Below are 20,416 nucleotides of genomic sequence, written 5' to 3' on the forward strand. Positions count from 1 at the left end.
CACCGCCATGCACCTGTTGACCTTCCGCACCCACGACACCGACCACGCCGGCGAGCCCGGCACCCCGCGCCTCGGCGCCCGGCTGGACGGCGACCGGGTCGCCGACCTGACCGCCCTCGCCACCGCCGCCGGTGCCCAACTGCCCCCCGACCTCCTCGGGTTGATCCGGGCCGGGGAACCGGCCCTGGCCACCGCCCGGGAGCTGCTCGCCGGGGACCCGCCCACCAGGCCGCTCACCGAGGTCGCACTGTGCGCACCGCTGCGCCCCGGCAAGATCGTCGGCGTCGGCCTCAACTACGTGGAGCACGTGGCGGAGTCGCACCGCACCCTGGAAACCGACCGCGAACTGCCCGATCGGCCGGTGCTGTTCGACAAGCCCTCGACCGCCGTCACCGGCCCGGGCGGCCCCATCCTGCACAACGCCGACCTCACCAAGCAGCTCGACTGGGAGTGCGAACTCGCCGTGGTGATCGGCGCACCGGCCTTCCGGGTGGCCGAGGCGGACGCGCTGCGGTACGTGTTCGGCTACAGCATCGTCAACGACATCAGCGCCCGCGACCAGCGGCGCTCCGGCCAGTGGTTCTTCTCCAAGGGCCAGGACAGCTACGCGCCGTTCGGCCCGGTCGTGGTGACCGCCGACGAGATCCCCGACCCGCAGCGGCTCGACCTCTCGCTGAAGGTCAACGGCGAGCTCCGGCAGGACTCCAACACCCGCCACATGCTGTTCGGCGTCGCCCGGCTGATCGCCGACATCTCCTCCGGCGTCACCCTGGAACCGGGCGACGTGATCGCCACCGGCTCCCCCTCGGGCGTCGGCGCCGGGATGGTGCCCCCGCAGTTCCTCCAGCCCGGCGACCTGGTCGAGGCCACCGTCGAGCGGATCGGCACGCTCGCCAACCCGGTGGTCGACGCCCGCTGACCCGTCCCGGACCGGAAAGGACCGTCCACCCGATGACCACCTACCGGATCGGCCAGATCGTCCCGAGTTCCAACGTCACCATGGAGACCGAGGTCCCCGCCCTGCTGCGGGCCCGCGAGGCGGTCGCTCCCGAGCGGTTCACCTTCCACTCCAGCCGGGTGCGGATGACCAGGGTCACCCCCGAGCAACTGCGCGCCATGGACGGGGAGTCCGACCGCTGCGCCACCGAGCTCTCGGACGCCCGGATGGACGTGATCGGCTACGCCTGCCTCGTCGCGGTGATGGCCACCGGCCCCGGCTACCACCGCGAGGCCGAACGGCGGCTGCACCTGCGCACCGTCCGCAACGGCGCCCCCGCGCCCGTCGTCACCAGCGCCGGCGCCCTGGTCGCCGGGCTGCACGAGCTCGGGGCGGCGAAGGTCGCCATGGTCACCCCGTACCTGCGGCCGCTGGCCCGGACGGTGGTGGAGTACCTCGCTGCGGAGGGCATCGAGGTGCTCGACCACGCCGCCCTGGAGATCGCCGACAACCTGGACGTGGCCGCCCACGACCCGGCCCGGCTGCCGGCGATCGCCCGCGGCCTCGCGTACACCGAGGCCGACGCGGTGGTGCTGTCGGCCTGTGTGCAGTTGCCCTCGCTGTCCGCGGTCGAGGAGGCCGAGCAGCAGCTGGGCAAGCCGGTGGTCTCGGCCGCCGTCTGCACCACGCACCAGCTCCTGCGGGCCCTCGGCCTGCCCGCCTTCGCGCCCGGGGCCGGGCACCTGCTCTCCGGGGCCTACGCGTAACGGCCCGCCCGCACGAAGCGGCCCGCCCTACGCGCCGCCGCTTACCCTGCACGTAGCGGCCCGTCCTCCGCGCCGCCGCTCGCCCTGTGTGTAGCGGTCCGCCCTGTGCGTAGCTGCCTGCCATACGCGTAGCGCGGCCCGCTCCGCGCGTGGGGCGCTGACCCATGGGTGCCTCGGGAACGCGGGAATCCGCGTCCCCCGGACCGGCACTCTCGTTATGATCGCCACCAGTCGCCGGGGAGGAGGGCCCGCATGTCCGACAGCACACCCCGGCCGAGCTCCCTGATCCACACCGTCTACGGCGAGTTCGTCCGCCGCCTCGGCGGCTGGATATCCATCGCCGACCTGATCGCCCTGCTGGCCGAGCTGGACGTCGACGGCCCGGCCGTCCGCTCGGCGACGTCCCGGCTGAAGAAGGCCGGCACCCTGCTCCAGGAGCGCCGGGCGGGGACCGGCTACCGGCTGGCCCCCGCGATGGAGCCGGTGTTCGAGGAGGGCGACCGGCGGATCTTCCACAGCCTGGAGCCCGCCGCACTCGACGACGGCTGGGTGGTGGCGGTCTTCTCGGTGCCCGAGTCCGCCCGCTCCCACCGCCACCAGCTGCGCTCCCGGCTGAGCTGGCTCGGCTTCGGCAACGCCGCCCCCGGGGTCTGGCTGGCGCCCGCCCGGCTGCTGCCGGACGCCCGCCGGCTGCTGGACCGGCTCGGGCTGAGCGCCTACGTCCACCTGTTCCTCTCCGCCGAGTACGCCGGCTTCGCCGATCCCCTTGCGGCGGTCGCGAGTTGGTGGGACCTGCCGGCGATCGAGGCACAGTACGCGGCGTTCGCCGACACCTGGCGCCCGGCCGCCGAGGAGCTGCGCGGACGGTCGCCGGTGGACCCCGCCGAGGCGTTCCGCGACTACGTGCCGATGCTCACCCAGTGGCGCCGGCTGCCGTACCTGGACCCCGGGCTGCCCGCCCAGCTGCTGCCCGCCGACTGGAACGCGGTGCCCGCCCGCGCGGTGTTCACCGAGTTGCACGGACTGCTCGCCGAGCCCAGCCTTCGGTACGTCGAGAAGGTCACCGGGCTGCCCCACCCCGAGGAGCCGCGATGACCGCCACCGCCCCCGCCGACCTGCTGATCCGCGCCGCCGCCGTGCACACCCTGGTGCCCGGCGAGCCGCCCCGCCGGGCGGTCGCCGTCACCGGTGGCCGGATCACCGCCCTCTCCGTCGCGCCCGACGGGCTGGACGCCCTGATCGGCCCGGCCACCGAGGTGGTGGACGCTCCGGGCTCGACCGTGCTGCCCGCCTTCGACGACACCCACACCCACCTGATCCTGGCCGGGCACAGCGTCCACGGCGTACCGGTCCACCGGGCGCGCGACCTCGCCGGGTTCCTCGGCCTGATCCGCGAGCGCGCCGCCGCCACCCCCGCCGGGGAGTGGATCCGCACCACGGTCAACTGGCAGGAGGTGCTGCTGGCCGAGCAACGGATGCCCACCACCGCGGAGTTGGACGCGGCCACCGCCGAGCACCCGGTGCTGGTGCGCCGCGGCGCGTACAACATGGTGCTCAACTCGGCCGCCCTGCGACTGGCCGGGATCACCGAGTCCACCGAGGCGCCGCCCGGCGGTGTGATCGAGCGCGACGAGCACGGGCGGCTGACCGGCCGGCTGATCAACCGGGCGGTCGAGCCGGTCGAACGGGTGCTGCCGCGCCCCACCCTCGCCGAGCGGATCGAGGGCCTGCGCGCCGCCTCCGCCGACTACGCCGCCTGCGGGATCGGCACGGTCCGCGACTGCCTGGTCCCGGTCGAGGACCTCGACGTGCTGGACGCCGCCCGGGCCGAGGGCGCCCTGGCCGTCCGGGTCCGGGCGCTGGTCTCCGGCTTCGCCGCCCGCACGCCGGAGCAGGTGGACGCGCTGCTGGACCGGATGGACGACTGGCGCGCCGCCGGCCGGGACGACGACCGGCTGCGGCTCTGGGGCGTCAAGTTCGGCATCGACGGCGGCTTCGAGGCGGCCGCGGTGGAGGAGCCGTACCAGGGGCAGCCCTGCTACCACGGCCGGCTGCTCTGGGAGCCGGCCGAGCTGCTGGCGGCGGTGGACCGGGTGGTGGAGCGCGGCTGGCGGGTCGGGGTGCACGCCTGGGGCGACCGCGGGCTGCGGGTGCTGCTGGACGTCTTCGAGCAGGCGCTGAAGCGCCGCCCGGGCCTGCCGCCCGGCACGCTGGTGGTCGAGCACGGCGGCCTGGCCCGCCCGGGGCAGCGGGCCCGGGCGATCGCGCTCGGCATCCCGGTGACGGTCCAGCACCCGCTGCTGCACGACGGCGCCCTCACCCAGCAGCGGGCCTGGGGCGAGGAGCGCACCGCCGCGCTCTTCCCGCTGCGCGAGTGGCTGGACGAGGGCGCGCTGATCACCGGCGGCTCGGACTTCCCGGTCGGCCCGTACGGCGCGATGGTGTCGGTGTGGGGCATGACCACCCGGGGCACCACGGCCGGGGTGGTCGGGCCGGAGCACGCGATCGGCCGGGCCGAGGCGGTCGCGCTGCACACCGTGAACGCGGCCCGGCTGACCGGCGAGAGCGCGCTGCGCGGCAGCCTGCGGCCGGGGACGTTCGCCGACCTCACGCTGTGGCCGGTCGATCCGCTGGACTGCCCGGTGGACGCGCTGCGCGAGCTGCGGCCCATCCTGACGGTGGTCGACGGGCGTACCGTGCACCGCATGTGACGACCGGTCAGACTGCCGCGAGTTCCCGCAGGTCGATGCCGCGGTGCAGCGCGCGCAGGTCCTCGTGCAGGGTGGACGGCGGGACGACGAGCACCCCGCAGCGGGCCCGGTTCAGGCAGTGCCGGGTGACCGAGCGGCGCGCCAGCCCGCGCACCCTGGCACGGACACCGCCCTGCTCCCCGGTGCTGACCACCAGCAGGTCGCCGGGACGGTCGGCGAGCCCGGTCAGCACCGCCGCCGCCTCGCCGCGGACGACCAGCGGCCGCACCGCCACGCCGATCGGCAGGCCACCGAAGGCCTGCTCCAGCGCGCGCTCCATCCGCGCCTCGGCGAGTTCCTGCCAGGCGCGCAGCAGCGGCGGGCACGGCCGGGCGCGGTAGTTGCGCTCGCCGCCGACCGGCGTCCAGGCGAGCACCGGGACCAGGACGGCCTGCCGGACCCGGGCCTCCTCGGCCGCCCGGTGCAGGGCGGTCAGGCTGTGCAGTGATCCGCTGACTCCGACGATGACGCGGGCGCCGTCCGACATGATCCTTCACTTTCCGATGTCAAAGCTCTTCGATGTCTGCGATTAGGTTGCCACAATCGACTTTTACCTGCAAATCAAAGGCATTCACTGAATGTCACCTTGCATCGCCCGGCATATCCATCCCCCGGCCCCGCCATCGGGCGACCTCCGACGCCGACCGCCCCCGTTCGAGCAGGTGTTCGAATGAAGGCGTACGCTGGTCCCATGCACGGCACCGTCCACCTCCAGCCCTCGCTGTTCGACGACGCGGACCGCGGCGGCATCCGCCTCGGCCCGCTCGACGGCCTGCGGCGGCAGCCGCTCGGCGACGGCGCCTGGCTGGACGTGCTCCCGCGCTGGCTGCACGGGGCGGACGAGCTGTTCGAACAGCTGGCCGCCACCGTGCCCTGGCGGGCCGAGCGCCGCGAGATGTACGAGCGGACGGTCGACGTCCCGCGCCTGCTGGCCTCCTACCCGGCGCAGGCCGAGCCGCCGCACCCGGTGCTGGGCCTGGCCCGGGCCGCGCTGAGCCGGCACTACGCCCAGGAACTGGGCGAGCCGTTCCGCACCCTCGGCCTCTGCTACTACCGGGACGGCCGGGACAGCGTGGCCTGGCACGGCGACCGGATCGGGCGCGGCGCCCGCGAGGACACCATGGTGGCGATCCTCTCCGTCGGCGAGCCGCGCACCCTCGCGCTGCGGCCCCGTTCCGGCGGCGCGACGGTCGTCCGCCACCCGCTCGGCCACGGGGACCTGGTGGTGATGGGCGGCTCCTGCCAGCGCACCTGGGAGCACGCGATCCCCAAGACGGCCCGCCCGGTGGGCCCGCGGATCAGCATCCAGTTCCGGCCGCACGGGGTGTCCTGATCCCCGGCTTGCCGCGCACCCGCCCGGCACCGAGGCTGGCGAGTGGGCCGGTGGCACGAACCCACAGCCACCGGGCACCGAACACCCGGACCCGAACGCCGGGCATCGACCGCCCGGAACGGACCGCCCGGAACCGAACGCCGGGCACCGGCCACCGGGCCCGTCAGGAGGCCGCATGCCGAAGCCGGGCGTCTACCACGCCGGAGTCCCGTGCTGGGTCGTGCTCACGACGCCGGACACCGCACGGGCGCAGGCCTTCTACGGTGCGCTGTTCGAGTGGGAGTTCGTCCCGACCGGCCCCGCCGAGGCGGTGGCCACCCGGTACGGCGCCCAGGTCGCGGGCGTCGAACGGGCCCGGCCGACCGACCCGCCCGCCGCCTGGACCACCTTCCTCGCCTGCTCCGACCCGGCTCGCACCCTCACCGCCGTCCGGGCCGCCGGCGGCCGCCTCGCCCGGGAGCCGTACGAGGTGCCCGAGCAGGGCCGCGCCGCACTCGCCGTGGACCCGCTCGGCGCCCGCTTCGGGCTCTGGCAGGCCGGCACCATCGACGGCGCCGGCCTGGTCGACGAGCCGGGCGCGCTCGCCTGGAACGAACACCTCTCCCCCGACCCGGACACCGCCCGGGCGTTCTACCACCGGGTCTTCGGCTACGGCTACGACCGGCCGCGGGCGGGCCACGCCCTCGCCCGGGTGGCCGGACTGCCCGCGTGCAGCATCGGCCCCGCCGACCCGGCCACGGGTACGGGCGCGCGCTGGCTGGTCCACTTCGCGACCGAGGACACCGACCGCACGACCGACCGGCTGCGCGCCCTCGGCGGCACCGTCGTCACCGGGCCGGCGCCGGCACCGTTCGGCCGCACCGCGCTGGTCCGGGACGACGCCGGCGCGGAGTTCGTGCTGGTCGCCGTCCCGGACCGGGACGCCGCGGCGGCGGCGTGAGCCCGGACCGCGCCCGCGCGCCGGGCGCGGCCACCCCTTCCGGCCAGTCAATTTGCCTGCCCGGCAAGTCCGTTCGACCCGCACCGGCACCGTACGGGGCGATCGGCCCCGCCCATCCGGCTGTCCGTTGCGACCGCTACCGTGCTGGCATGAGTTCCTTCCTGCGCGCGTACCTGGTCGATCCCGCGGAGCTCCGGCGCCGCGTCGGCAGCGGCAACGACGGGGCGGTCGACGAGGCCCTCGCGTACTTCGGCCCGTCCCTGGACCGGTCCGACGAGCACTTCGCCGACGAGATCGCGCAGGGCGCTCCGACCGCCCTGGCGGCGCTGCGCGCCGTGGTGCACGGCGGCCCCTTCTCCGGGGACGAGCGCCACGCCTTCCAGTACGGCTACGCCTACCGGCGGCTGTGCTGGCTGGTCGGGCAACCGCTGGAGGTCGACTCCTTCGGCCCGTTCCGGGGCACCTGGCTGGAGGTCGTCGACGACGGCCTGAAGGCGTACGGGATCACCGCGGTCTCGGTCGCGGACTTCCAGTACGGCGGCGGCCTCCCCGCCGAACTGCCCCACTGCGACGTGCCGTCCTGCGCCACCTGGTCGGCCGAGGACTGCCGGCGGGCCCTGGAGCAGTTCGAACGGGCCGAGCGCGAGGGCCGTTCCCCGGCGCCGGAGCGCGAGGTGGCCGAGGCCGTCGCCGAGGTCGTCGGCTGGCTCCGGCTCGCACGTAGCCGGCAGGGCTGCGACGTCGTCGGCTTCGTCTCCTGAGCCGGCCTGGGCCTGAGCCTGAGCCTGGGCCTGGACCTGGACCTGGACCTGGGCCGTCCGGCCCCCGCCCGGTCCCCGCCCGGCCCCGGGAGTCCCGGCCCGGCGGCGGGACTCCCGAGTGGCCCGGTGGGCGGCGGAGGTCGGTCCTTCACCGCGGAGGTCAGTCCTTCACCGCGCCCGCCAGTCCGGAGACCAGCTTGCGCTGCACCGCGATGAAGAAGATCAGCACCGGCACGGTCATCAGCGTGGACGCCGCCATGATGCCGCCCCAGTCGTTCTCGTCCGGCTTGAAGAAGACCAGCAGCGCCGAGGGCAGCGTCTGGTTCTGGGTGGCGCTGATGATGAAGGTCTTGGCGAAGACGAAGTCGTTCCACGCCGCGATGAAGGAGAACACGCTGGTCGCGGCCAGGCCCGGCGCCACCAGCGGCAGCAGGATCCGCCACAGGATGCGGGTCCGGCCGGCCCCGTCGATCTGCGCGGCCTCCTCGATCGACACCGGGACGGCCGCGACGAAGCCGCGCATCATCCAGATCCCGAACGGCAGCGAGAACGCCAGCTGCACCAGGACCAGCGAGGCCAGGGTGTTCAGCCCGATGCCCGGCGCGAACCGGCCGGCGTCGCGGAACATGAAGAACAGCGGGATGGTCAGCGCCTCGACCGGGATCATCTGGGCGATCAGGAACATCACCATGATGGTGGTCCGGAACCGGAAGCGGAACCTGGTGACGGCCACCGCCGCCAGGAAGACCACGACCGCCGACAGCACCACCACCGACAGCGCGACCACCAGGCTGTTCACGAAGTAGCGGCTGAAGCCGTCCACACTGAGCACCTGGCGGAAGCTCTCCAGCGTGGGGTGGGCGGTCCACGGCCTGGGGTCGAGCGACTGGATCTCGCCCTTGGGCTTGAAGGCCGAGAGCACCATCCAGAAGATCGGGAAGGCGGTGACCACGCCCAGCAGGACCGCACCGGTGTTGGCGGCCAGCCGCCACCGGCCGCGGGTGTTCCGGCCGCGGTTGCCCCGGCCGCCGGTCCGGCCGCGCCCGGTTCGGCCACCACCGGCCCGGGGGCCGTCGGAATCCCGAGTCGGTTCCACGGCAAGGGAGTTCACCGGGCTCACAGTTCGTTCCCCGTCCGTCGCAGGGTGCGGATGTACAGGACCGTCGGGATCACCAGGATCAGCAGCATGATCACGCCGATCGCCGCGCCCAGCCCGTACTGCGAGGAGGCGAACGCCTTCTGGTACGCGTACACGTTGAGCACCAGGTTCTGGCCGGCGATCCCGCCGCCCTCGGTCATCACGTAGATCTGGGTGAAGACCTTGAAGTCCCAGATCACCGACTGGATCACCACGATGGTCAGGATCGGCCGCAGCATCGGCGCGGTGATCCGGCGGAACGTGGTCCAGGTGTTGGCGCCGTCCAGGGCGGCCGCCTCCATGATCTCCTCCGGGATGGCCCGGATGCCCGCGTAGAGGGTGACCATCACGAACGGGTAGGAGTGCCACACCACCACGGCGCCGACGATCAGGAACGCCGTCCACTTGTCGTAGAACCAGTTGAACTCGTGGAAGCCGGAGAGCCCGAGCCCCTCCAGGGTGTGGTTGACCAGGCCGAGGTTGGTGTCGAACAGGAAGCTCCACACCGTCGAACCGGTCATCGCCGGCGCCGCCCAGGCGGCCATCGCCGCGGTGGTCAGCACCAGCCGCGGCCACCGGCCGACCTTGGTGAGCAGCACCGCGAGGGCGGCGCCGACGGCCAGGGTGGCGACCACGCAGAACGCGGCGAAGCCGATGGTCTGGAACAGCACCGTCCAGAACTGCTCGTCCTCGAGGATCCTCGTGTAGTTGCCGAAGCCGACGAAGGAGGTCGGGACGCCGCCGGAGGCCTGGGCCTGCCCGAAGTCCAGGACGGACAGCAGGCCGAGCTGGTAGATCGGATAGGCGACCAGCGGGATCAGGACGACCGCGGCCGGCAGGAGCAGCAGCAGTGGGGGGCGCCGGCGCCGACCGCCCGGGGGTGCGGCCGGCGCCCTGCCCCCTCGGCGCCTCTGCGGGGAAGGCGGCGCCGGGGCGGTCGGGGTGGATACGGACACGTGCGGGACCTGTCTCTCTGTCGGGCGTCAGCGCGCGGCGAAGGCCGAGGAGACCTGCGCGGCGGCGTCGGCCGAGGCCTTGGCCACGTCCGCCTTGCCGGTGACGACCTGCTGGAGCATCGTCGGGATCACCGCCTGGGCGTCGATCTGCGCCCACGCCTGGTCGAGCGGGACGAACCTGGTGCCGGCCGCGATGGTGTCGGTGAAGGGCTTCAGGAACGCGTCCTTCGCCGCGACCTTGCCGCTGACGGACTTGAGCGTCGGCAGGTTGCCCATCGCGTCGTACATCTGCTCCTGGTACGTGGGGCCCGCCAGCAGCTCGGCGAACTCGACGGCCAGCGTGCGGTGCTTGGCCGCCTTCATCACGCCCAGGTTGTTGCCGCCGGCGAAGGCCGGGGCGATCGAGCCGGGCTTCTCGCCGGGCAGCGGCACGACGCCGTACTTCCCCTTGACCGCGCCCGCCTCCACCTTGCCGCGGTTGGAGTTCAGCAGCACCGCCATGGCCGACTTGCCGGCCGCGAACAGGTCGACGGTCTTGCCGCCGGTCAGGTCCGCGCACTGCTGGGCGGGGCAGCCGTCGGCGCCGAACAGGTCGGTGTAGCGCTTGATCCCGGCCTGCGAGGCGGGCGAGTCGATCGCGGCCTTGAACGAGGAGCCGTCCTTGGTGGCGATGTCGCCGCCCGCGTCCCAGACGAAGGGCAGTGCGGCGAAGGTGTACTTGCCGCCGACGGCGATGCCGAAGGTGTCCGGGTGGGCGGCGTGGATCCTCTGGTTGGCGGCGACCAGTTCGGCGTACGAGGTCGGCGGGGTGAGGCCGGCCTCGGTGAACAGGTCGGTGCGGTAGTACAGCGCGCGCACGCCGACCCACCAGGGCAGGCCGTAGGTCTTGCCGTCGACGACGGCGGTCCTGGCGATCGCCGGGTCGAGGTCGCCCTTGTCCTGCCACTTGTCCAGCTCGGCGGTGATGTCGGCGAGGCCGCCGGCGGCGACGTAGCCGGGCAGGTCGGTGTTGCCGAACTCGACCAGGTCGGGGGCGCTGTTGGGGTCGTTGAACGCGCCCTTCATCTTCGCCGCGCGGGCCGAGGCGTCGGTGTCGATGTAGCTGACGTTGACGGTGACGCCCTGGTGGGAGGACTGGAACTCGGTCACCGCCTTGGCGATCACGGCCTCCTTGGCCGCGTTGCCCGCCTCGTTGTACAGCCAGACCTGCAGGGTGCCGGTCCGGTCGTCGGCGGCCTTGTCGCCCGCCGGCGAGGCGGTGCCGGGGGCACAGGCGGTGGCGGCCAGGCAGCCGGCGGCGAGCACGACGGCCGCGGCGGACCGTCCGATGAGTCGCATGGTGGAGACCTCCCCTCCCGACAGCTGCCGCCGAGACGTCCGCCGCCGGGGACGGGCACGTCGAAGCAGGCCCTGACCGGGGCCGATGGTGGGTGAAGTGGTGGGGGTACGGCAGGGCGCAGCGCTCGGGTGGGGCGACGTCGCCTGCTCGATGGCAGGGACGTTAGGCGGGCGCGATCGGCGCCAACAAGAGGGAGTCGGCCAAAGTTTTGCACTGCACAACGTTGTGTCGAAGATGCGGCTGTCCGGCCGCGAACGGGTACGTTCTGACAACCGCCGCCGACCAGCGGGGGAACACCGGCAGAACGATCACCAGGGGAACGGACCCATGACGGAGACGGCGCCCAGGAAGCCCGCGACCGAACGCAACCAGTCCTCCTCGCTGCGCCGCGCGCTCGCCGTCCTCGGCTACGTCCGCGACCACGGCGACGGGCGCGGCGTCCCGCTCGCCCAACTCGCCGACGGGCTCGGCCTCAACAAGAGCACGGTGCTGCGGCTGGCCGGCCCCCTGCTGGACGAGCACCTGCTCGACCGGGACCGCGAGACCGGCTGGTTCCGGCTCGGCCACGGCTCGCTGCGGCTCGGCCAGGCCTACCTGACCACCCTCGACCTGCGCAGCGTCGCCGCCGAACACCTGCGCCGGCTCCAGCGCGAGGCGGGCGAGACCGTCCACCTGACCGTCTGGCAGGCGCCGGGGATCGTCTACCTGGACAAGGTCGAGGACGAGACCAACGTCCGGATGGCCTCCCGGGTCGGCAGCCGCGCCCCGGCCTACTGCACCGCCACCGGAAAGGCGATCCTCGCCTGGCTGCCGGAGGAGGCCGTCGCCGAGGTGGTCGCGGCGGGCCTGCGCCCGGTGACCGCCTGGACCATCGCCGACGAGCCCCGGCTCCGCGCCGACCTCGCCCGGATCCGCGCCCGCGGGTACTCGATCGACGACCGCGAGAACGAGCCCGAGGTCCGCTGCGTCGCCGCCCCGATCTTCGACCACACCGGCGAGGTCACCGCCGCGCTGTCCGTCTCCGGCCTCACCTCGCGGATGACCGCCGCCCGGGTCCGCGCCCTCGGCCCGGTGGTCGCGCAGGTCGGCCTGCGGATCTCCCGGGAGCTGGGCTCCGACCGCCCGGTGCCCTGAGCGCCCGGTGTTCCTCCGGGCCTCCCGACCGCCCGGCGCCCTGAGCGCCAGGCGGTCTCCCGGGTTCCGGGGCCGTCGTCCCGCTCCCGGAAACGCGGACAGGGCCCGGCGCCGTTTCCACGGCACCGGACCCTGTCCGATCTCGGAGCGCCAGGCCCGGGTCGCACGGACTCTTCCTACTGAAAGTAGGACGTGCTCTGGTAGCACCACTGACGCCTGACGAGGAATCACTCCCTCGCGACGAGAAGTACAGTACCAGCTCCGTGATCATTCGCCGAACCGGAGGGGAAGCCCGCATGACGAACGCTCGGCCGGAGGGCGGTCCGGCCGTCGTCCCGTACGCGGACGGGCGGCTGATGGACGTCCACCGTCCGGCCGCCGGCGCCGCCGGGCCGGCCCCCGTCGTGCTGCTCTGGCACGGCAGCGGCCCGAACGAGCGCGACGTACTGCGGCCGCTGGCCCAGGCGGCCGCCGGGCTGGGACTGCTGGTGCTCGTCCCGGACTGGAGCGCCGGGCAGCCGGACGGCGGCGGGGCCGAACTGCTCACCTCGCTGGCCCGCGCCCGCGGGATCGCCGCCGAGCACGGCGGGGACCCGGACCGCTTCGTCCTGGCCGGCTGGTCGATGGGCGGCCGCGAGGCGATCGCCGTGGCCACCCACCCGGACACCCCCGCCGAGCTGCGCCCCACCGCCGCCGTCGGCATCGCGTCCCCCTACTCGACCAGGGCCGTCACCACCGGCGAGGCCCCGCTCGACCACCTGGTGCAGGCCCCCTCCCCCGTCCCGCTCCGGCTGGTCCACGGCACGGCGGACGACGTCGTGGCCGTCGAGCACACCCGGCAGTTGAGCGCTGTTCTGACGAAGCGGATGTCGGCGGTACGCACCGTCGAACTCCCCACCGACCACGCCGGTGTGGTGATGACCGTCTACCGCCCCGAGGCCCGCCGCTGCCTCCCGGCCACGGACCCCGCCACCCTGGCCGCCGGCCGACGGACCGCCGCCGTCCTCGCCGAGGCGGCCGGGCTGCCGTCCTGAGCGCCGTTGCGGTTTCAGCGGCTGCAGTTCCAGCGACCGCCCGCCGGCTCCCACAGCCCGTGGCCGTGCTCCAGCGCCTCCAGGTCGTGCTGCAGCGGGGGGCGCGGGACGGCCAGGACCGGGCAGGTGGCGTGCCGGACGCAGTAGGCGGTGACGGACGGGTGCACCAGTCGGGCGAGGCGGCCGCGTTCCCGTCCGGCGCCGAGGACGAGCAGGTCCCCGGGCCGGTCGGCGCACCGCACCAGGGCGTGGCCGGTGTCGCCGCGGACGGCCTGGCAGCGCAGCCGGACGCCCGCGTGGCGTCCGGCGAAGGCCTCGTCGAGGGCCCGCCGCAGCCGGGCCACGGCGGCGTCGCGACCGGCGTTGACCACCGGCGGGCAGGGGGTGCGGCGGTAGCCGAGCTCGTCTCCGGGCGGGGTCCAGCAGAGCACCGCGAGCACCTCGACGTCCGTCCGGCGGGCTTCGGCCACCGCCCGGTGCAGCGCGGTGAGGCTGCCCAGCGAGCCGCTGACGCCGACCACGATCCGGCCCTGTCCCGCACCACTGTCCGTCATGGCCCCGCCCCTGTCTCTCCGCCCGCCCACGCGCCCGTGGGCCCGAAGGCCCGTACGCCCGAAGGCACTTGTGCCCGCGCACCGGACCGCGTTCCGCCGATGCACCCCAGCAAAGCGGTCCGCGCCCCTGCGGTCCCGCCCCGTTGACGCCGCTCTGACGCGGGGCCCGTCCTTCCGTACGCGTCCCTGACGCCTTGCGGGCGGCACGTGGCGCCGGGTGGGCGACGCGTGGGCGACGCTCGCGAACCGCCCGTCCGGCGCGGGGATCGACCGTCATCGAACTCACGCCGGAGCTGTCCCGCCCGAACCCCGCCGCATAGAGTGCCGAACAGAGCGCCGCGTCGCGCGACGGATCACGGCGGACCGGAACGATCTCTGACGGGGTGGGCATGGGTAGGGGCTCGGGCACGGCACTGACGGCCCACCAGTTGATCGGCCTGCTGGTCGACCCGGGCGGCTTCCGCAGCTGGGACGAGCCGCCGGCCGTCGACCGGACCGACCCCGACTACCGCGCCTCGCTCGACCGCGCCCGCGAGCGCACCGGCCTGGACGAGGCCGTCCTCACCGGCGCCGGCCTGATCGACGGCCGCCCGGTCGCCCTGGTCGTCTCCGAGTTCGGCTTCCTCGGCGGCTCGATCGGCGTCGCCACCGCCGAGCGGATCACCCGCGCCGTCGAGCGCGCCACCGCCGAGCGGCTGCCGCTGCTCGCCCTGCCGGTCTCCGGCGGGACGCGGATGCAGGAGGGCTCGGCGGCCTTCCTCTGCATGCTGCGGATCACCGCCGCCGTCCAGGCGCACCGCGCCGCCGGCCTCCCCTACCTCACCTACCTGCGCAACCCCACCATGGGCGGGGTCTTCGCCTCCTGGGGCACGCTCGGCCAGCTGGTCCTGGCCGAGCCCGGCGCCCGGCTCGGTTTCCTCGGCCCGCGCGTGTACGAGGAGCTGCGCGGCGTGGAGCTGCCGCCGGACGTCCAGCGGGCCGAGACGCTCGCCGGGCAGGGGCTGGTGGACGCCGTCGTCCCGCCGCAGGAGCTGCGCGAGCTGCTCCGCCGCACGCTCGCCGTCCTCACCGCCGCACCACCGTCCCCTTCCACTGCTCTATCCCCTTCCGCTCCTCCGGCCTCTTCCACGTCCCCCGCACCCGGGACCGCTCCGGCCGACCCGGAGCGCCGCGACGCCTGGGACTCCGTCCGCCGCACCCGGCGCCCCGACCGGCCCGGCACCCGCGAGCTACTGCGGCACACCGCCGAGGAACTGGTGCTGCTGGACGCCCCCGGCGGGCGCGCCGGCGCACTGGTCCGGGCGCTGGCCCTGCTCGGCGGCCGGCCCGTCCTGGTCGTCGGCCAGCAGCGGCAGACCCCCGACCACGAGCGCCCCTTCACCGCCGCCGACCTGCGGGCCGTACGGCGCACCGCGCGGTGGGCCGAACAGCTCGGACTGCCGCTGGTCACCGTGGTGGACACGGCCGGGGCCGAGCTGTCCGCCCAGGCCGAGCTGGACGGCATCGCGGTGGAGATCGCGCACTGTCTGACCACCCTGCTCGCCCTGCGCACGCCCGTCCTGGCCGTGCTGCTCGGCCAGGGTTCGGGCGGCGGGGCGCTCGCGCTGCTCCCGGCTGACCGGGTGATCGCCGCCAAGCACGCCTGGCTGGCGCCGCTGCCGCCGGAGGGCGCCTCGGCGATCGTCCACCGGGACGGCGCCCACGCCGCCGAGCTGGCCCGCTCCCAGGGGATCGGGGCGCACCACCTGGCGGACGTCGGGCTGGTCGACGAGGTGGTCCCGGAGCTGCCGGACGCCGCAGAGGAGCCGGAGGCGTTCTGCACCCGGCTCGGGCAGGCCGTCGGCGCGGCGCTCGACACCCTGGCGGCGGCCACCGAAGCCGACCGGCTCGCCGACCGGGCCCTCCGGCACCGGCGGCTGGGCGACCTGCGCTAGCCCGCTTCCCCGGTCATCGGATCGTCGCCCATCCGCCTTCGACCGCCGGGCCCACCAGCACGGTCCGCCCGCCGATCCGGATCCGAAGAAGGAGCCCGGTTCCTCCCGGGCAGAACGGCGAGGCGCCCGTCCGGACGTGTTCGGACGGGCGCCTCCTCTCGTATTCACGGCCACTCGGGGGCGGGCCCGGTCGGTGCCACCCGGGGACGGCTGCCGCAGCGTGCGGTCAGCCGACGGCAGCGTGCGGTCAGCCGACGGCCGGGGCTCCGAGCCGGTGCCCGGGCCGGGTTACGGCCACCCGTTGGCCGTGACGTTCGCGCCGGCGACGGGGCCCGGCCAGTCCACGGCCTGGCTGTTCGCGCCGGCGACGGGGCCCGGCCAGTCCACGGCCGACGCGGCGGTGGCGCCGGTGAGGGCGAGAACGGCGGCGGCCGCGAGGCCGGCCGCGACGGTCAGAGCGCGAAGTCGCATGAAGGATCCCCTTCGCTCTGCCGCGTCCCGGGCGGGACGCGGTCGACCACGATGCTGGCAGTCCCGATCGCCCTCGGACAATGGCCGTCACCCCGTTCACACGGGTATCGGCCACCACGGCAGCCACATTGGCCGAATACCCCACGGGGGTAGGGGTACGCGCCCAGCCCTCTCGGCCCACGACCGACCGCCCCGGCGGTGTGGCGCCGGTCTCAGCGCGGGCTTGATCCCCTGCACCCAAAGTGCCGCCCCCGGGCCGCCGAGTGACGGCCGCCTACCCCGGGGCGGTGAGTGCGCTCACACGTGATCAAGCCCGACGACGGACCGTAGTAGACACCCGCCGAGCGCCCGACCCGCCCCCGCACTCCTCGCGTTCGCGCAGCTCAGCACCGGTCGGCGCGCTCCGCGCGGCCGGCCCTTCGAATCCACGGCGTCCCGCCGCGTACGACCGCGGGTCGTAACGAGGGGGTCTTGGCGACGGCCGATCCGGTCTGCCAACAATGGCTTCCGTCGTCAGCCGCACCGGCTCCTGTCCCGCCGGTGAACGGCTTGCTGCCGAGTCACGCCCCGCGACCGTTCCGGCCCCTGTCCGGCCGTGGTCCAGGGCGGGGTGTGACCCGGCCCAACCTGATTGAGGTCTTGTTCTTCATGCCCGCTTTCAAGCTCCGTATGCGCACTTCCGCCGCGATTCTCGCCGGCACCGCCGGTCTGACCGCCCTGGGCGCGGGTGTCCTGCCCGCCACCGCGAACGCCGCCACCGCCTCCCCGCAGGCCGTCGCCGCCCAGATCGTCCCGGCCAACCAGCTGTCGTCCTTCAGCCAGATCATCGCCCACGAGTCCAGCTGGAACGTGACCGCGACCAACCCGAGCTCGGGCGCGTACGGCCTGGCCCAGGCACTGCCGGGCTCCAAGATGGCCTCGGCGGGTGCGGACTGGAAGACCAACGCCGCCACCCAGATCAAGTGGGCGCTGGACTACATGAACACCCGCTACGGCAGCCCGAACGCCGCCTGGGCCTTCTGGCAGGCCAACCACTGGTACTAAGCCGACCCCGTCGGCCCACCTGCCTCCTCCCGTCACCTGACCACTCCCCCCACACCCCGGGGGTCGGACAGGGACCACCGGGGTGCCCGAGAGGGCCCGGACCCGCGCGATCCGCGTGGTCCGGGCCCTCTCGGGGTTCTCCGGCGGCCCGGCTCGTGGACTCCTGGTCGTCGACGGCTGCTCGTGGACTCCGGTCGCGGACTCCCCGTCGCGGACTCCCCGTCGCGAACTACAGCTCGCCGGTGAGCCCCAGCAGCTCGCGCATCCGCGCGTACTTGGCGACCAGCCGCTCGGCGGTCGCCGGGTCCAGGGTGGCCAGACGGGCCGGATCGGAGTTGTGCGCCAGGTCCGCGCGCTTGACCAGCAGCGCGCCCGGCGTGGCCAGGATGCGCGCGGCGTACTCCTCGACCGGTTCGTCCGGGCGCCGGGTGAGCGCCTCCACGATCGCCTTGGTCTCCGCCGGCAGCGCGGCCCCGGCCAGCCACTCGCGGCTCAGCCGGTGGTCCTCGACGGTGTCGTGCAGCCAGCCCGCCGCGATCTGCGCCGCACTGCCGCCGCGCGCCGCCGTCCCCCGGGCGACCGCCGCGACGTGCTCGCCGTAAGGGTGACCGTTCTTGTCCACCTGCCCCCGGTGGGCCCGGCGCGCGATCGTCTCCACCTCGGACAGGCTCAGGTAGTGGTCCTCCATCGGCTCATCGTAGGCCCGGGCGGTCGGCACGGGCGGCCCTCCCGCCGTACGGACGACCGGCCTGGACGATCCTGCCGGGCGGCGGGCCCGCGCCGGGCCCGTTGATCACCCCGCCGACGGCCACTGGTTTACTGCCCCGGGGGTTCATGGGCTTCGGGGGGTCACCACGCTCGGGAGTCGACGCCCCCGACGGGAGACCCCCGTCGAACCGGCAGATCCGTCCGAGCGATCCGAGGAACCATGCCAGCCCTGCACCCCCTGCTGTCCGCCTTCGCGCCGATCTGGGCGCTCACCGGCGTCGGCTACGTCGTCGGCCGCACCGGGCTGCTCGGACCGCAGGCCGAGACGGTGCTCAACCGGTTCGTCTTCCACGTGGCGATGCCGGCCGCGCTGTTCCTGATGATCGCCCGCACCCCGCTGGACCGCTTCGCCAACGCCTCGATGCTCGCCTTCGCGGCCGGCACCGTGGTCGCGACCGGCCTCGGGCTGCTCGCCGGGCGGCTGCTGTTCCACCGCAAGCCCGGCGAACTGGCCATCGGCGCGATGGCCTCCGGCTACGTCAACTCGGCGAACCTCGGCATCCCGGTGGCCGTGCAGGTCCTCGGCGACGCCTCCTTCGTGGCACCCGTGGTGCTGTTCCAGATCCTGCTGGTCACCCCCGCCGTCCTGGCCGTCCTGGACGGCGGCGCGGCCGGCCGCCGGGCGCTGCTCACCCTGCCCGTCCGCAACCCGATCCTGCTGGCCACCGCGCTGGGCGCGGTCGCCTCGGCGACCGGGGTGCACCTGCCCACCGAGCTGAATCGTTCCTGCGAACTGCTCGGCGGCGCCGGCGTCCCGACCGCCCTGATCGCCCTCGGCATCTCGCTGCACAACCGCCCGCCGGCGGACGGGCGACCGCGCCGCCCCGAGGTCGGGCTGACAGTCGCGCTCAAGACCCTGGCGCAGCCCCTGGTCGCGCTCGTGGTGGCCGGCCCCGTGCTCCACCTGCCCGCCCACCAACTGCTCACGGTGGTGCTGTTCTCCGCGTTGCCCACCGCGCAGAACGTGTACACCTACGCCCGCGAGTACCGGCAGGGCACCGCCCTCGCCCGGGACGCGGTGCTCTGGTCGACGCTGACGTCGATGGCGACGCTCTCGGTGATCAGCTGGACCCTCGGGTCCGCGTAGTTCCGGCCGGTCACTTCTTCCTGGCGGCCGCCACCACCCCGGTCATGGCCGCCAGGAAGCGCCGGGCGGTGTCCAGCTCCCCCGGCTCGAACTGCCGCATGGCCGCGACCAGGTCGCCGATCAGCCCGCCGAAGAAGCCCTCCCCCAGCTCCATCGCCCGCTCCTCCACCAGCAGCCGCACCCGGCGCCGGTCCTCCGGGTCCCGCTCGCGCCGGATCAGCCCGAGCCGCTCCAGCCGGTCCACCAGACCGGTGGTGCCCGCCGAGTTCAGGCCCAGCGCCTCACCGAGCCGGCCCGGCGTGACCACCTCCCCCGCCCGGGCCGCGTCCAGCAGGTGGATCAGCGCCCGCAGATCGGTCGGATGCAGACCGTGGGCGGCCGCGAACTCGGCGCCGAACAGATCGAGTTCCACCGTCAGACCGCGCAGCAGGTGGACCAGCCGCATCGGCTCCACAACCTCGGACACCCTCTCGTCCTTCCTCGGGTAGGCATGTGCCATTATTCTCTCGCTCAGCGAGATACTTGTTCAACGTGATACTTGTCCAACGAGTGGCCCGGCCGACTCGGCCGCCATCACACCACACCCGCGGAGGCCCGGATGTCCGCCCGCACCGCCCCCTTCCTCGCCGCCTACGACGCCCTGCTCGCCCGCTGGCCCGTCCCGGTCGAGGCGCTCACCGTGCGCACCGCCCACGGCACCACCCGGATCAACGCCTGCGGTCCCGCCGACGGCCGCCCGCTCGTCCTGCTCCACGGCGGCGGCGCCACCTCCACCGTGTGGTTCGCGAACGCCGGCGCCTGGGCCGAGGCCGGACACCGCGTCCTCGCCGTCGACCTCATCGGCGACCCGGGCCGCAGCGTCCACGACGGCGCCGCCCTCGACGGCGTCCCCGGGCTGCTCGGCTGGCTGGACGCCGTCCTCGACGGACTCGGCGTTCCCCGGGCCGACTTCTGCGGCCACTCGTACGGCGGCTGGATCGCCCTGGAGTACGCCCTGCACGCGCCCGACCGGGTCGGCCGGCTCGCCCTGCTCGACCCCACCCAGTGCTTCGCCGGCTTCCGCCCCGGCTACCTGCTGCGCGCCGTCCCGCTCTTCCTCCCCCGCCGCACGCCGGCCCGCGCCCGCTCCTACCTCGACTGGGAGACCGGCGGCACCCCCCGCCTCGACCCCGCCTGGCGCGAGCTCTACGCCCTCGGCTACGCCGACTTCCCCGCCTCCCGCGTCGTCACCGGCCCCCGCCCCACCCCCGAACGCCTCCGCACCCTCACCACCCCCGTCCTCACCCTCCTCGCCGAGCACAGCCGCACCCACGACCCCCACCACATCGCCCGAACCGCCCGCCGTACCCTCCCCGCAGCAGAAGTCGCCATCCTCCCCGGCGCCTCCCACCACAACCTCCCCATGGCCGCCGCCCCCGACCTCAACCCCCGCCTCACCACCTTCCTCAACCCCACCCCCCACACCTGAC

The 20,416-nt window shown here is 74.5% G+C and carries 21 protein-coding genes; 13 read left to right on the forward strand and 8 right to left on the reverse strand.

Features of this window, described 5'->3' with window-relative positions:
* The first annotated feature begins 7 nt into the window (after positions 1-7).
* From ACIQI7_RS29870 to ACIQI7_RS29885, 4 genes are all read left to right on the forward strand, one after another.
* Entirely contained in the window at positions 8-919 is a 912-nt protein-coding gene (locus ACIQI7_RS29870) for a fumarylacetoacetate hydrolase family protein (RefSeq protein ID WP_401115906.1), read from the forward strand.
* A 32-nt stretch (positions 920-951) separates the two neighbouring features.
* The gene (locus ACIQI7_RS29875; protein WP_401115909.1) at positions 952-1,704 is read left to right on the forward strand and encodes an Asp/Glu racemase; all 753 of its coding nucleotides are present in this window, start codon (positions 952-954) and stop codon (positions 1,702-1,704) included.
* A 252-nt stretch (positions 1,705-1,956) separates the two neighbouring features.
* Positions 1,957-2,799, forward strand: a complete 843-nt coding sequence (locus ACIQI7_RS29880; protein WP_401115912.1) for a PaaX family transcriptional regulator C-terminal domain-containing protein — start codon at positions 1,957-1,959, stop codon at positions 2,797-2,799.
* The gene (locus tag ACIQI7_RS29885) at positions 2,796-4,415 is read left to right on the forward strand and encodes an amidohydrolase (RefSeq protein WP_401115915.1); all 1,620 of its coding nucleotides are present in this window, start codon (positions 2,796-2,798) and stop codon (positions 4,413-4,415) included. Before ACIQI7_RS29880 ends, ACIQI7_RS29885 begins: the two co-directional genes overlap by 4 nt.
* A gap of 7 nt (positions 4,416-4,422) precedes the next feature.
* Here the strand turns inward: ACIQI7_RS29885 and ACIQI7_RS29890 are convergent, their stop codons facing one another.
* Positions 4,423-4,941, reverse strand: coding sequence for a universal stress protein (locus tag ACIQI7_RS29890; protein WP_401115918.1), 519 nt, complete (start codon positions 4,939-4,941; stop codon positions 4,423-4,425).
* A 204-nt stretch (positions 4,942-5,145) separates the two neighbouring features.
* Between ACIQI7_RS29890 and ACIQI7_RS29895 the strand changes: the two genes are divergently transcribed.
* The 3 genes from ACIQI7_RS29895 to ACIQI7_RS29905 all read left to right on the forward strand — a co-directional run bounded on the left by ACIQI7_RS29895 (position 5,146) and on the right by ACIQI7_RS29905 (position 7,488).
* Positions 5,146-5,787, forward strand: a complete 642-nt coding sequence (locus ACIQI7_RS29895) for an alpha-ketoglutarate-dependent dioxygenase AlkB (RefSeq protein ID WP_401115921.1) — start codon at positions 5,146-5,148, stop codon at positions 5,785-5,787.
* Positions 5,788-5,962: 175 nt separating this feature from the next.
* Positions 5,963-6,727, forward strand: a complete 765-nt coding sequence (locus ACIQI7_RS29900; RefSeq protein WP_401115924.1) for a VOC family protein — start codon at positions 5,963-5,965, stop codon at positions 6,725-6,727.
* 149 nt (positions 6,728-6,876) lie between these two features.
* Positions 6,877-7,488, forward strand: coding sequence for a hypothetical protein (locus tag ACIQI7_RS29905; protein WP_401115927.1), 612 nt, complete (start codon positions 6,877-6,879; stop codon positions 7,486-7,488).
* Positions 7,489-7,648: 160 nt separating this feature from the next.
* On the opposite strand, the gene ACIQI7_RS29910 is transcribed toward ACIQI7_RS29905, so the two are convergent.
* From ACIQI7_RS29910 to ACIQI7_RS29920, 3 genes are read right to left on the reverse strand one after another with little or no spacing between them, the layout of a single operon-like run.
* Entirely contained in the window at positions 7,649-8,584 is a 936-nt protein-coding gene (locus ACIQI7_RS29910; protein ID WP_401115930.1) for a carbohydrate ABC transporter permease, read from the reverse strand.
* A 20-nt stretch (positions 8,585-8,604) separates the two neighbouring features.
* Positions 8,605-9,582, reverse strand: a complete 978-nt coding sequence (locus tag ACIQI7_RS29915; protein WP_401115933.1) for a carbohydrate ABC transporter permease — start codon at positions 9,580-9,582, stop codon at positions 8,605-8,607.
* A gap of 27 nt (positions 9,583-9,609) precedes the next feature.
* Positions 9,610-10,920, reverse strand: a complete 1,311-nt coding sequence (locus tag ACIQI7_RS29920; RefSeq protein WP_401115936.1) for an extracellular solute-binding protein — start codon at positions 10,918-10,920, stop codon at positions 9,610-9,612.
* A gap of 328 nt (positions 10,921-11,248) precedes the next feature.
* On the opposite strand from ACIQI7_RS29920, the gene ACIQI7_RS29925 reads away from it, so the two are divergent.
* Both ACIQI7_RS29925 and ACIQI7_RS29930 read left to right on the forward strand, forming a co-directional pair.
* On the forward strand, positions 11,249-12,055 hold the full coding sequence (locus tag ACIQI7_RS29925; protein WP_401115939.1) for an IclR family transcriptional regulator: 807 nt from the start codon (positions 11,249-11,251) through the stop codon (positions 12,053-12,055).
* Between the two features lie 296 nt (positions 12,056-12,351).
* Positions 12,352-13,089, forward strand: a complete 738-nt coding sequence (locus ACIQI7_RS29930) for an alpha/beta hydrolase family protein (RefSeq protein ID WP_401115942.1) — start codon at positions 12,352-12,354, stop codon at positions 13,087-13,089.
* A 14-nt stretch (positions 13,090-13,103) separates the two neighbouring features.
* On the opposite strand, the gene ACIQI7_RS29935 is transcribed toward ACIQI7_RS29930, so the two are convergent.
* Complete coding sequence (locus tag ACIQI7_RS29935; RefSeq protein ID WP_401115945.1) at positions 13,104-13,643, reverse strand: universal stress protein; 540 nt, start codon at positions 13,641-13,643, stop codon at positions 13,104-13,106.
* A 389-nt stretch (positions 13,644-14,032) separates the two neighbouring features.
* Between ACIQI7_RS29935 and ACIQI7_RS29940 the strand changes: the two genes are divergently transcribed.
* Positions 14,033-15,577, forward strand: coding sequence for a carboxyl transferase domain-containing protein (locus ACIQI7_RS29940; RefSeq protein WP_401115948.1), 1,545 nt, complete (start codon positions 14,033-14,035; stop codon positions 15,575-15,577).
* Positions 15,578-15,865: 288 nt separating this feature from the next.
* Here the strand turns inward: ACIQI7_RS29940 and ACIQI7_RS29945 are convergent, their stop codons facing one another.
* Complete coding sequence (locus tag ACIQI7_RS29945; RefSeq protein WP_401115951.1) at positions 15,866-16,048, reverse strand: hypothetical protein; 183 nt, start codon at positions 16,046-16,048, stop codon at positions 15,866-15,868.
* 669 nt (positions 16,049-16,717) lie between these two features.
* On the opposite strand from ACIQI7_RS29945, the gene ACIQI7_RS29950 reads away from it, so the two are divergent.
* Positions 16,718-17,092, forward strand: a complete 375-nt coding sequence (locus tag ACIQI7_RS29950; protein WP_387760568.1) for a transglycosylase SLT domain-containing protein — start codon at positions 16,718-16,720, stop codon at positions 17,090-17,092.
* Between the two features lie 229 nt (positions 17,093-17,321).
* Here ACIQI7_RS29950 and ACIQI7_RS29955 read toward each other — a convergent pair whose 3' ends face one another.
* Positions 17,322-17,780, reverse strand: coding sequence for an HD domain-containing protein (locus ACIQI7_RS29955; RefSeq protein ID WP_401115955.1), 459 nt, complete (start codon positions 17,778-17,780; stop codon positions 17,322-17,324).
* Between the two features lie 240 nt (positions 17,781-18,020).
* On the opposite strand from ACIQI7_RS29955, the gene ACIQI7_RS29960 reads away from it, so the two are divergent.
* Positions 18,021-18,947, forward strand: coding sequence for an AEC family transporter (locus tag ACIQI7_RS29960; RefSeq protein ID WP_401115958.1), 927 nt, complete (start codon positions 18,021-18,023; stop codon positions 18,945-18,947).
* A 10-nt stretch (positions 18,948-18,957) separates the two neighbouring features.
* Here the strand turns inward: ACIQI7_RS29960 and ACIQI7_RS29965 are convergent, their stop codons facing one another.
* Positions 18,958-19,392, reverse strand: coding sequence for a MarR family winged helix-turn-helix transcriptional regulator (locus tag ACIQI7_RS29965; protein WP_401116114.1), 435 nt, complete (start codon positions 19,390-19,392; stop codon positions 18,958-18,960).
* 153 nt (positions 19,393-19,545) lie between these two features.
* Here ACIQI7_RS29965 and ACIQI7_RS29970 point away from each other — a divergent pair, with 153 nt between their 5' ends.
* Entirely contained in the window at positions 19,546-20,415 is an 870-nt protein-coding gene (locus tag ACIQI7_RS29970) for an alpha/beta fold hydrolase (protein WP_401115961.1), read from the forward strand.
* The last annotated feature ends 1 nt before the right edge of the window (position 20,416 follow it).

Source organism: Kitasatospora sp. NPDC092039, assembly GCF_044756065.1.
Classification (GTDB): domain Bacteria; phylum Actinomycetota; class Actinomycetes; order Streptomycetales; family Streptomycetaceae; genus Kitasatospora.